The following is an 11,416-nucleotide window of genomic DNA, read 5'->3' as shown; positions in this document are numbered from 1 at the left end:
GAAGCACGTGGTAAAATCCTTGAAATTCCTTCGTCCGTTCCATGGCCACAAGATCCTTCGATTCCTGAACCACACAAATAACGGAGTTATCGCGCGTTTTATCCTGGCAAATCCGGCATGGATCGGTATCGGTAATATTGCAGCAGACGGAGCAGTACGTCAGATTCCGCTTAACGCTGACAAGCGCCTTAGCGAAATCGATGACATCATCTTCTTTCATACGAAGCACATGAAAAGCCAATCGTGCGGCTGTCTTCGGTCCAACGCCCGGAAGCCGCGTAAAGGCATCAATAAGCTTCGCTATCGGTTCGGGATAAAACAAAACGCGCAGCCCCTTTCAAGCCTTCAGCTTAAACGGCTGACGCCGCCCTTTCGGCGGCGTCAGCGTACGTATAGCTTTTATATGTTATATAGACAGCAATTCGCCTTAGAACAAGCCAGGAATTTTCATGCCGCCAGTGAATTTGCCCATATCTTGGTTCGCAATTTCGTCTACTTTTGCCAGTACGTCATTAACGGCCGTCAAAACAAGGTCTTGCAGCATTTCAACATCATCCGGATCTACCGCTTCAGGTTTGATCGCGATGCTAATGATTTTCTTGTGGCCGTTCGCTACCACGGTTACAACGCCGCCGCCAGCCGTACCTTCAACCGTTTTGTTTACAAGCTCTTCTTGGGCTTTCATCATTTGCTCTTGCATTTTCTTCACTTGCTTCATCATTTGGTTCATGTTATTCATGACTTATCACCTCATCGTAATAGTTAATTATCTTCTTTAATTACAACTAAGTCTTCACCAAAAAGCTTAACAGCTTCCTCTACCCATTGTGGACGCTGCTCCTCCCCGGTGTCAATCGCATCCGGCTGTAATTCCAGCGTTTCGCCTTCCTGCTCGCCCGAGCGGCTGGCCGCATTCTGCCATTCCTTCAGCATGCACGTTGCAAGCTTGAACGGATTGCCGAATACGTCCTGCATTACCCGTTCGATAATCTCCCGGTGTGCCGGCCGTTCCGTTGTCTCCCGGTGCATCGTGTTCTTGAAGGCAACAAGAATCGTGGAATCCGTTGCGGCTACCGGCTCCCCGTCAACCAACCAAGCATGTACGGTTATTCTCGCTTCCTTCACCCGGTGGAGCACTTCGTTCCACTTCATCCGAACTTGCCCGGTACCCGGACTGCCGGCTGCAGCGACAAACGGATCAAGCTTCACGGTTGACCGGCTGACCGCAGCACCGCCACCGCCAAAGCCGGGGCGGCGGGACTGGCTGGCAGGCTGTCGGACCGCACCGCCATCACCCGCTCCGGAACCGGCAGCTCCTCCATTTTGTATAAGCTGCTCCAGCTTGCGTTCAAGGATCTCTACCTGTTGACGAAGACGCTGTACTTCAGCCGATGCGGCTGGCGGGGAGGACGTCGCGGCACCGCCGCCGCTTCCCGTCCCCCCGGCACTCTCGTTACCTATCGTGCAGATTTTCATCAAGGCTACTTCAAACAGCGTCTGCGGCTGCGAAGCATGCTTCATATCCGATTGATAGGTATTAAGCGTATCAATCATCTTAAATAACCGCTCGGAGCTGAAAGCATCGGCCATTCCGCGGAACCGTTCAGCGTCAACTACCCGCTCCGTTACAGCACCTTGCGGGGCTAGCTTTAACACAAGCAGATCACGGAAATAGAAAATCAGATTCTCCATGCATTTGTCCGCGCTTTTCCCGGCTTGCGTCAACCCTTCCACGAGCGGCATGATTGCGGCGACATTACGGTCCCGGATTGCCTCTGCCAGCGCATAGAACTGATCCGCGGCCATGCCTCCCGTTACATCCACCGCACCGTCCAGGGTAATTCTCGATCCCCCAAAAGCAGCAACCTGCTCAAGCAAGCTTATCGCATCGCGCATCCCGCCCTCGGACAGACGGGCAATATATGCGATCGCATCCTCTTCCGCCTCAATGCCTTCATCCCGGCAAATCTCAAACAACCGCTCCGATTGCTCTTCCAGCGAGACTTGCCTGAAGTCGAACCTTTGACACCGCGAGATAATCGTAGCCGGAAGCTTATGCGGCTCCGTGGTCGCCAGAATAAAGATAACATGCCCAGGCGGCTCCTCTAACGTCTTCAAGAGCGCATTAAATGCTTCGGAGGTCAGCATATGGACTTCATCAATAATATACACTTTATATCGAACTTCAGACGGGGCATAACGGACTTTATCGCGAATGTCCCGTATTTCGTCAATACCCCGGTTGGACGCCGCATCAATCTCGATAACGTCCATAATATGACCGGCTGTTATGCCGCGGCATGCATCACATTCGTTACAAGGCTCTTCCGCAGGGCCCCGTTCACAGTTAACCGCTTTCGCCAATACCTTTGCCGCCGTTGTTTTCCCCGTTCCCCGAGGACCATTAAATAAATAGGCGTGCGAAACACGATCCTCTCGAATCGCATTTTGCAACGTTTGTATAATATGCCGTTGTCCAACCATATCCTGGAACGTCTGCGGACGCCAGGCACGATATAATGCAATATGACTCACGCGTTTACGTTCCCTTCGGCTTGCTCATTCTTGTTCTCTATTATACATCATGATGTCTATAAGCAAAACAAAAACACCCGCATTTCTGGCATCTGCTTCTTCAAAACAGATCCCCATCGCTGGTGTTCCTACACTTAAACTATGAAAATGATGAACCGTGCACCTGCCCTCGATAACATGCGATCCAGGCGGCACTCTTGCGTCTCAGCTCGGGTCAGGCACTCCCCCGGCACATGAACAAACTTGCTTATGGCTGCTTCCTTCCGGACCTGACCAGGTTCACAAGCGTCCATTGCGGAGGACCCAACCGTCAACACTGATTGCAAGCGCCAAACCCTGCATCACATAACCTAAAGCAGGAATTCAACCTCGCTAAAGCGGATTGCGAGTTACAGGGCACCGCTAACTCCCCATCTAGCACGGCAAAACTAAGTATAGCCCATCCACACGCAAAGCGCAACCGTAGGATAATGGCAGCAAGAATTACCGGGATGCTTTCACTTTGACATGGTAGCGCGGCATGTTGAGCTGCACAGCCTGTTCCGTCTTTGCCCGCAGCGCCTCAACCTGGGCATCCGACAGATTGGAAGCGGCCTTGATATGAACGGTAAGATCCCCGCCGTTAAACGCGACACGGCTGCTTTTAATCCCGTCGATCGGCTGCAATACCTGATTAATAAGCTTCCTGTCCGTCTCGTAATTAAGGAATGTCTTATTATTAGGCAGGTTCGGGTTGCTATTGGAATAACCCATATATCCGTCATGGCCATAGGTCTCCACCTTGCCGTCATTCGTCCGGTGACCATTGTTCACCCCGTCGGCAGCACAGCCTGTCAAACTAGCAAAGACCAAAGCAGGTATAGCAAATCCCATAAATATTAAGCGCAGCTTGCGGCGCAGCATCTTTTTGGTAAGCAATCAAAAAACCTCCCTTTAACCATAGGATGGCTAAGGGAGGTTTTCTTATTCTGCCAAATTAAGCGGCAGATGAGATTAAATGCCGTATTTCTTTTTGAAACGATCGACGCGACCGCCTGCATCCAAGAACTTTTGCTTACCCGTGAAGAACGGGTGACATGCGGAACAAACCTCTACGCGAAGATTCGATTTAATCGAACCAGTCTCGAACGTGTTACCGCAAGCGCAAGTGATGTTGGATACGTGGTATGTCGGATGAATACCTTGTTTCATCTCGTTCACCTCTTTCTGCCCTGAACCACATGCGGGTCCAGAGTTATAAATCACACAACACGGATTATAGCACGACGACTACAAGCATGCAATGCCGATGTTTTGCCAGCTACTTGCGTGCAGCTGCCGGCGGAAGATGCGTGTACGAGCCGATAACGACATCAGGCAGTTCTTCACGGAAGATTTCAAGCATCTGCTTCATCCCGTAAATCTCGCCTTTGGCGGGAGGAATCAGCTGCAGATAGCTCTCCGGATCAATATTCAGGTTGCGCATTTGAATAAGTTTAAGTCCGGTCCGCTTCGCAAATCCGATCATCGCCTCGATCTCTTCCTCACGGTCGGTCACCCCGGGGAAGATCAGGTAGTTGATGGATGTATATACCCCTTTATCGGTCGCATACTTCAAGGATTTCTCTACATTGGCAAGCGTATAAGCACGCGGCTTGTAGTAAGCATTGTAATGCTCATCAATAGCGCTGATCGTGCTGACGCGCATCAGGTCAAGACCCGCGTCGACAATCGCGCGCATGAAGTCAGTAAGTCCCGCGTTCGTATTGATATTAATATAGCCTTGGTTTGTTTGGCTTCTGACGATCTTCATCGCTTCCACGATGATTTTGGCCTGCGTTGAAGGCTCCCCTTCGCAGCCTTGGCCAAAGCTGATAATCGACTCCGGCGTTTTCAGATGCTCCAGCATCACTTCTACGATCTCATCCACCGTAGGCTTGAAGTTCATCCGCGTCTGAGGCGCAACAAACCCGCTGTCATCCGGCTGCTCCGAAATACATCCGAAGCATCCCGCGTTACAAGAGTAGGAAACAGGCACGCCACCCTCCCAGCGCTGCAGGAACGTATTGGAAGAAGTCAGGCATTCATAACCAAGCGCACAGTGCGACAAATGCTTGTACAGCCTGTTCTCCGGATATTTGGCAGTCAGCTGCTCTACCCCTTTGCGGACATCTCCACGGTCACAGTTAAGCGGATCCCATTTGTACGGATCATCGCTTTGCTCCGCCGCTACATAGAAACCGCCGTCCTTCCAAACAACAGAGGTGTAGCCAAAGAGCGGAAACTTCTCATTCTTATCGGTCTTCACATAGCTTGGCAGTGCCAGACGCGTATAGCCCTGCGGCAGCAAAGCGCCTACGGCCTGATAGCTGCCGGAGAGCATTTTCATATCGCCGGTATCCGGATCCATAAAGACCGGACGGGTATGCGGCAGCCCTACAAGCGTAGCTCCCCTTGGCAGAGGGATCAGCTCTTCTTCCATTAATTCGACGATCATATCGCCGCTGCGCCCAAGCGCAATATAGTCAGGATGATCAAAAACATTGCCTTTCTCATCCGCGTATACGAGATTCATCTTGATGTCCTCCTTCCGGCGGCACTAGGAGCCGTGCGTCGTGCGCGGTGCTGGTCGCCTTCCGGTTGCTGCGCTGCTTTTGAGTCCCGTACCTGTGCTTGTCCGCTGCTGCGGGGCGGGTTTTTCTTCCGATGTGTCAAGCGACATCAGGAATTCCTCATTCGTCTTCGAATCGGCGAGCTTCTTCAGGAAGCCGTCGACGAAGTCAGGCGTATCGGTCATATTGCGGCGCACAACCCATAATTTATCCAATTCTTCTTTCGATAAAAGCATTTCTTCGCGGCGCGTACCCGATCTGCGGATATCGAGCGCCGGAAAAATACGGCGTTCTGCAAGCTTGCGGTCAAGATGCAGCTCCATATTGCCCGTACCTTTAAATTCTTCATAAATGATATCATCCATACGCGAGCCGGTCTCGATAAGCGCCGTCGCGAGGATAGTCAGACTGCCGCCTTCTTCCACATTCCGGGCCGCGCCGAAGAAACGCTTCGGACGATGGAAAGCTGCCGGATCAATACCGCCGCTAAGCGTTCGTCCGGATGGCGGCACAACCAGGTTGTAAGCACGGGCAAGGCGGGTAATACTGTCGAGCAAAATAACAACGTCTTTCTTATGTTCGACCAGCCGCAATGCTCGCTCAAGCACAAGCTCGGCTACCTTTATATGATTCTCAGGCACTTCATCAAACGTCGAAGCAATAACTTCGCCCTTCACGGAACGTTGCATATCCGTTACTTCCTCGGGGCGTTCATCAATAAGCAGCACAAACAACTCGATATCCGGATGATTCGTCGAAATACTGTTCGCTATTTCTTTGAGCAGTAAGGTTTTACCCGCTTTAGGCGGCGCCACAATCAGGCCGCGTTGACCAAGGCCAACAGGCGCAAGTAAATCCATAATTCGCGTAGAAAGTTTGGAAGATGCCGTCTCCAGCACGAGCTTTTTCTGTGGATAAAGAGGAGTTAGAGCGGGAAAATGAAGTCTTTCGGCCGCTTGTGCAGGATCGGTGCCGTTTACGGCGTTTACCTGGAGGAGGCCAAAGTATTTCTCAGAGTCTTTCGGCAGCCGGCATTTGCCTGATACAAGGTCGCCGGTACGAAGGTCGAACTTTCGAATCTGGGAAGCAGAGATATAAATATCCTCTTTGCTAGGCAAATAGTTGATTGGCCGTAGAAAGCCAAAGCCTTCCGGTAACGTTTCAAGTACACCCTGCATAAACATGAGGCCGCTTTTTTCCGCTTGTGCCCGTAATATTGCAAATATTAATTCCTTCTTCTTCAGCTGGCCGTAGTACGGTATTTGATACTGCTTCGCCAATTTGTACAATTCGGTCAGCTTCATTTCTTCGAGATCGGAGATCTGAAGATCTGTCATATTCTCACCACTTTGTATTCAGTTTTAGCTATCATTATATACCCGATTTGACGAATTCTATTCGTCCAATCTCCTAGAAAGACGTCAAATCGGGTGTTACATTTCGTTAAAATTATAATTATTCCGTCTCCCGCCATACATCCGCGCCAAGTCTGCGCAAGTTATCAACGAGATTGTCATAACCGCGGTCAATATATTCTACGCCAGTGATCTCCGTAATTCCTTCTTTGACGGTAAGACCCGCGATCACAAGCGCGGCACCTGCCCGCAGATCCGCAGCTTTTACCTTTGCCGCAAACAGCTCCCCGCCTTCAATAATCGCTGAACGGCCCTCCACTCGGATATTCGCGCCCATCCGGTTTAACTCCGGTACATGCTTGAAACGGTTGCTGTAGACATAGTCGCTCAAGATGCTTACTCCCTTGGCTTGAGCAAGCAGCGTCGTCATCGGCGACTGAAGATCCGTTGCAAAGCCCGGGTAGACCAGAGCCTTCACGTCAACGGCCGTATACTCCGGTGCACCGATAATACGGATAGACTCGTCCATTTCCTGAACGGTTACGCCCATTTCTTCAAGCTTCGCCGTCATAGCTTCCATATGCTTCGGAATGACGTTATCGATGGTAACATCACCGCGTGTTGCAGCGGCTGCGATCATGTAAGTACCTGCCTGAATCCGGTCCGGAATAATCGAATGACGGCAGCCATGCATGCTGTCTACCCCTTCAATCCGGATCGTCTCCGTACCAGCACCCTTAATCCGTGCGCCCATCGCATTCAGAAGCGTTGCTACATCTATAATCTCAGGCTCTTTTGCCGCATTTTCGATAATCGTGGAGCCCTTGGCCCGAGAGGCCGCAAGCATTATATTAATGGTCGCGCCAACGCTGACGACGTCGAGATAAATTTTTGCTCCGCGCAGCTCTTTGGCGTGAATCCGCATCGAGCCATGTTCGTTGGTAACGGTAGCCCCTAAGGCTTCAAAGCCTTTAATATGCTGGTCGATTGGTCTTGGTTCGAAATTACAGCCGCCCGGCAATCCGATAATCGCTTCCCCGAAGCGTCCAAGCATAGCGCCCATCAAATAATAAGAAGCACGCAGCAGCTTCACTTTTCCATTAGGCATCGGTTTCGATTCAAGTCGCGAAGGATCAATCTTCATGACATCGCCCTGCCAGCTTACGACAGCACCGAGGTCCTGCAGGATCTCACTATATACGACAACATCGCTCAAATGGGGCAAATTGTCCAATACCACTTCTGATTCTGCCAATATGGCAGCCGGAACCAGAGCGACGGCACTGTTCTTTGCTCCGCTTATTTGGACGGTGCCCCGCAGCGGACGTCCACCGCGTATCATCAATTTCTCCATCAAATATAGTCCTCCCGAAATGTAAGAAGAAACATAGGAAAACCGCCATATGGCGCGAGCTCATACTGACACGCTCGCCGTGATGGGCGGCTCATTATCCCGTACTCCTATTTAGTACACTTTGCTTGTTTTGCTTCCTTGCGAAGCGCAATTTTATCATTAATAAAAGATTAACATAACTATTAGACCTTTGATTCTGAGCCATTATACCATATCGGGACAGGGAATGGTATTTCTCTTACAGAAGTAGGCAATTGGTGAGAAACCTTTAATTTTGGACACGCAAATTAATCCTCAAAGAAGGGAATTCTCATAAAAAAAAGGGTCCCTTAGGACCCTACCGCAAAGCGGTTATTGGAATTACCGCCGTGGAGCTGCATATTAACCGCAATCCGCATCTCATCAATATCAAACGGCTTCGTGAAATGCATAACGGCACCCAGATCAGTCGCTTCCTTGATCATGTCAAGCTCGCCGTATGCAGTCATCATGATGACTTTGATATCACGGTTGATTGCCTTCACATGCTTTAAAATTTCAAGCCCGTCCATCCCCGGAATCTTCATATCAAGCAGAACGAGGTCAGGATTCTCGGCTTTTACAATTTCCAGTGCCAACCTACCGTTTGAAGCTTGGAAAGTATTGTAGCCTTCACTGCTGAACACTTCCATCAGAAGCACACGGATGCCATTCTGATCATCAACGATCAATAGCTTCTTCTTCTCCAAGATATTTACCTCCCGCGACTCGACCTACAACTGGTCAACTCTTCCATAATCGTTAATATATTCGCGCGGAGAGGTACATTATCCTGCTTTTCCATTAAAAAAATTGGAGACATCGGATGTCAGAACAGCTGTTCTTACTGTCCGGAGTATTTCAATGCCGCACGCACAAAGCCGCGGAAGAGCGGTTGCGGACGGTTCGGACGAGATGTGAATTCCGGATGGAACTGAACCGCGAGGAACCATGGATGCTCAGGAAGCTCCACCATTTCCACCAGACGGCCGTCCGGCGAAGTACCGGAAATACGAAGACCCGCCGATTCAATGCGCTCACGGTACTCATTGTTGAATTCATACCGGTGACGGTGACGCTCGTACACAAGCTCGTCGTTGTATTCAGTAGCCGCAAGCGATCCCGGCTTCAATTTGCAAGGATAGAGTCCAAGACGCATAGTGCCGCCCATATCCTCGATGTCTTTCTGATCCGGCAGAAGGTCGATAACCGGATAAGGCGTCGATGGATTGATCTCCGCGCTGTTCGCATTGAACAAGCCTGCTACGCTGCGCGCGTATTCGATAACGGCAACCTGCATGCCAAGGCAAATGCCGAAGAACGGAATTTGCTGCTCGCGGGCATAACGGATAGCCGATACTTTGCCTTCAATACCGCGATCGCCAAAGCCGCCGGGTACCAGAATACCGTGAACGCCCTTAAGCATTTCCGAAACATTCTCGTCGTCGATTTCTTCTGCGTTCACCCAACGGAGCTTCACTTCGGAGTCCGCATCGTAACCTGCATGCCCCAGAGCTTCTACAATGGAAAGGTAAGCGTCATGCAGCGCAACGTATTTACCGACAATGGCGATTTCCGTTGTTTTATGCAGCGATTTCACGCGGTTCACAAGATCTTCCCATTGCGTCATGTCCGGCTGGTTTGTTGTAAGCTTCAGATGGTTCACAACGATATCGTCGAGACCTTGCTCGCGAAGCATCAGCGGTACTTCATACAAGGTCGAAGCATCGATGCATTCAACAACCGCGTTAGCGTCGATATCGCAGAACAAACCGATTTTGCGTTTCAGGTCCTCCGACAGCGCATGCTCAGTACGGCATACGATTACGTTAGGCTGGATGCCGATGCTGCGGAGTTCTTTTACGCTATGCTGCGTTGGCTTAGTTTTCACTTCGCCCGCTGCTTTGATATATGGAATAAGCGTTACGTGAATATACATCACGTTGTCGCGCCCGATGTCGCTTTTAATTTGACGGATCGCCTCAAGGAAAGGCAAGCTTTCGATATCGCCCACGGTACCGCCGATTTCGGTGATAACAACGTCGGAGCCGGCTTCTTTGCCCGCGCGGTATACGCGCTCCTTAATTTCGTTCGTAATGTGCGGGATAACTTGAACCGTTCCGCCCAGATATTCGCCGCGACGTTCTTTGGAAATAACGTTCGAATAGATCTTGCCTGTTGTTACGCTGCTGTACTTCGTCAGGTTAATATCAATAAACCGTTCATAATGCCCAAGGTCAAGGTCTGTTTCCGCACCGTCGTCTGTTACGAATACTTCGCCATGCTGGTACGGGCTCATCGTTCCCGGGTCAACGTTGATATAAGGATCGAACTTTTGAATCGTTACTTTCAAACCTCTGTTCTTAAGCAGACGACCGAGTGATGCAGCAGTAATCCCTTTGCCAAGCGATGAAACGACGCCCCCGGTTACAAAAATATATTTTGTCACTTTGCTAATACCCTCCATGCTCCTCTGGTTATGTTTAGGTTATCCCATTTGTACAATAAACATGGATTAGCAGACTCTCTATTCCTCTGTCCAGTTTATGGATGAACAAATCAGGCTCCTGAACTTGCTTCTACAAACAAAAAAAGTGACACCCGTCTTCACGGGGCACTTTTCATTTGGCATATTATTATAACGTTTAGCTTGCCGGAAAACGCGGCAAATGCTAAATCCGCAGAGGCTTGTATCCTTCAAAAACGGGAAGGTAAGCCATTGCTGCTTATGCGGTACGTTAACCGAATCTTAAAGCCCATGCAATAGTTTACTCTGCCCGTATGCGGACTGTCAAGCTTAAACACGGCAAGCCTGAGGATGATTATTTATCGTCTTCTTCTTCCTCATCGTCTTCAAAATCTTCGTCCTCGGAGTCTTCATCGTCAAGCTCAGCATCAGCGTCGATTTCCTCTTCAGACTCATCATCTTCGAGTTCTTCGTCTTCGATGCCAACCTCTTCGTCAACTTCTTCTTCAGCTTCCGCTTCGCCGAATTCACGATCTTCATCGTAAGAATCGTAATCTTCCTCATCCGCTGTGTACGAATCATCTTCTTCATCCGCGAACAGATCTTCATCATCATCTTCGTCATTAATGATACGAGGACGCTTCGCGTTCGTGATCGGATCCTCGTTCTTTTCAACCGGATACCAGCGTTTCAATCCCCACATATTGCTTCCAACGCAGGCGAAACGGCCGTCAATATTAATCTCCGTATATACTTGAGCGATTACTTGGTTAACTCCGTCCGCAGACAGGCCGCGAACCTTCGCGATTTCCATCATCAGGTCACGGTAGTAATAAGGCGTATTGGCCGATTTCAACAATTCAAACGCCAAGTCGACCATAGGCATTTCTTTTATCCGCTCAGGATCGAGCTTCAATGCAATATTGCCGCTGCTCATATGGACACATCCTCTCTTGCTATCTTCATACTTTCGTAATCATAACCATTATCAAAGTATAGTAAAACCTATTTTATTCAAAAAAGCAAGCCGTCCCCGGGCTGCTTCCCGGCTATGCAAATCTTCCCTGCAAAAAAGAAAAAAGCGAAGGGCTGTCCC

Annotated in this window: 11 protein-coding genes and 1 other RNA gene (1 of these 12 running past the window's edge); all 12 read right to left on the bottom strand. The window is 49.9% G+C overall.

Going from position 1 to position 11,416, the window contains the following annotated elements:
* Nucleotides 1–322: the 5' portion of a recombination mediator RecR gene (gene recR / locus PJDR2_RS00780; protein ID WP_012772148.1), read on the bottom strand. The gene continues 278 nt to the left of window position 1, outside the view; 322 of the gene's 600 nt are visible here — the first part of the coding sequence; it begins with the start codon at nucleotides 320–322; its stop codon lies off the left edge, out of view.
* Nucleotides 323–427: 105 nt separating this feature from the next.
* The gene (locus tag PJDR2_RS00775; RefSeq protein WP_012772147.1) at nucleotides 428–739 is read right to left on the bottom strand and encodes a YbaB/EbfC family nucleoid-associated protein; all 312 of its coding nucleotides are present in this window, start codon (nucleotides 737–739) and stop codon (nucleotides 428–430) included.
* Nucleotides 740–762: 23 nt separating this feature from the next.
* Nucleotides 763–2,535, bottom strand: a complete 1,773-nt coding sequence (gene dnaX, locus PJDR2_RS00770; protein ID WP_012772146.1) for a DNA polymerase III subunit gamma/tau — start codon at nucleotides 2,533–2,535, stop codon at nucleotides 763–765.
* Nucleotides 2,536–2,690: 155 nt separating this feature from the next.
* Nucleotides 2,691–2,958, bottom strand: an RNA gene (ffs, locus tag PJDR2_RS32275) — signal recognition particle sRNA large type.
* Between the two features lie 60 nt (nucleotides 2,959–3,018).
* Entirely contained in the window at nucleotides 3,019–3,453 is a 435-nt protein-coding gene (locus PJDR2_RS00765; RefSeq protein WP_012772145.1) for a hypothetical protein, read from the bottom strand.
* Nucleotides 3,454–3,528: 75 nt separating this feature from the next.
* Nucleotides 3,529–3,726 (bottom strand): 50S ribosomal protein L31, encoded by a 198-nt coding sequence (rpmE, locus tag PJDR2_RS00760; RefSeq protein WP_012772144.1) that lies wholly within the window; start codon nucleotides 3,724–3,726, stop codon nucleotides 3,529–3,531.
* A 109-nt stretch (nucleotides 3,727–3,835) separates the two neighbouring features.
* Nucleotides 3,836–5,089 carry a radical SAM protein gene (locus PJDR2_RS00755; RefSeq protein WP_012772143.1) on the bottom strand — a complete coding sequence of 418 codons (1,254 nt, stop codon included), beginning with the start codon at nucleotides 5,087–5,089 and terminating at the stop codon, nucleotides 3,836–3,838.
* A 24-nt stretch (nucleotides 5,090–5,113) separates the two neighbouring features.
* Nucleotides 5,114–6,463 (bottom strand): transcription termination factor Rho, encoded by a 1,350-nt coding sequence (rho, locus tag PJDR2_RS00750; RefSeq protein WP_012772142.1) that lies wholly within the window; start codon nucleotides 6,461–6,463, stop codon nucleotides 5,114–5,116.
* Between the two features lie 118 nt (nucleotides 6,464–6,581).
* Nucleotides 6,582–7,835 (bottom strand): UDP-N-acetylglucosamine 1-carboxyvinyltransferase, encoded by a 1,254-nt coding sequence (locus PJDR2_RS00745; protein ID WP_012772141.1) that lies wholly within the window; start codon nucleotides 7,833–7,835, stop codon nucleotides 6,582–6,584.
* A 329-nt stretch (nucleotides 7,836–8,164) separates the two neighbouring features.
* Nucleotides 8,165–8,563: a response regulator gene (locus PJDR2_RS00740; protein WP_012772140.1), complete on the bottom strand. Its 399-nt coding sequence runs from the start codon at nucleotides 8,561–8,563 to the stop codon at nucleotides 8,165–8,167.
* A gap of 134 nt (nucleotides 8,564–8,697) precedes the next feature.
* Nucleotides 8,698–10,302, bottom strand: a complete 1,605-nt coding sequence (locus tag PJDR2_RS00735) for a CTP synthase (protein ID WP_012772139.1) — start codon at nucleotides 10,300–10,302, stop codon at nucleotides 8,698–8,700.
* A gap of 373 nt (nucleotides 10,303–10,675) precedes the next feature.
* Nucleotides 10,676–11,257 carry a DNA-directed RNA polymerase subunit delta gene (gene rpoE / locus PJDR2_RS00730; protein ID WP_012772138.1) on the bottom strand — a complete coding sequence of 194 codons (582 nt, stop codon included), beginning with the start codon at nucleotides 11,255–11,257 and terminating at the stop codon, nucleotides 10,676–10,678.
* Nucleotides 11,258–11,416: the final 159 nt, after the last annotated feature.

The sequence above is a fragment of the Paenibacillus sp. JDR-2 genome, assembly GCF_000023585.1.
Lineage (GTDB): Bacteria > Bacillota > Bacilli > Paenibacillales > Paenibacillaceae > Pristimantibacillus.
This window is presented reverse-complemented; position numbering and strand designations above follow the sequence as displayed.

Excerpts from the sequence above, each read along its gene's own strand:
- rpoE (WP_012772138.1), bottom strand. The coding sequence starts at position 11,257 with ATGAGCAGCGGCAATATTGCATTGAAGCTCGATCCTGAGCGGATAAAA.
- rho (WP_012772142.1), bottom strand. The coding sequence starts at position 6,463 with ATGACAGATCTTCAGATCTCCGATCTCGAAGAAATGAAGCTGACCGAA.
- PJDR2_RS00745 (WP_012772141.1), bottom strand. The coding sequence starts at position 7,835 with ATGGAGAAATTGATGATACGCGGTGGACGTCCGCTGCGGGGCACCGTC.
- PJDR2_RS00755 (WP_012772143.1), bottom strand. The coding sequence starts at position 5,089 with ATGAATCTCGTATACGCGGATGAGAAAGGCAATGTTTTTGATCATCCT.
- PJDR2_RS00775 (WP_012772147.1), bottom strand. The coding sequence starts at position 739 with ATGAATAACATGAACCAAATGATGAAGCAAGTGAAGAAAATGCAAGAG.
- rpmE (WP_012772144.1), bottom strand. The coding sequence starts at position 3,726 with ATGAAACAAGGTATTCATCCGACATACCACGTATCCAACATCACTTGC.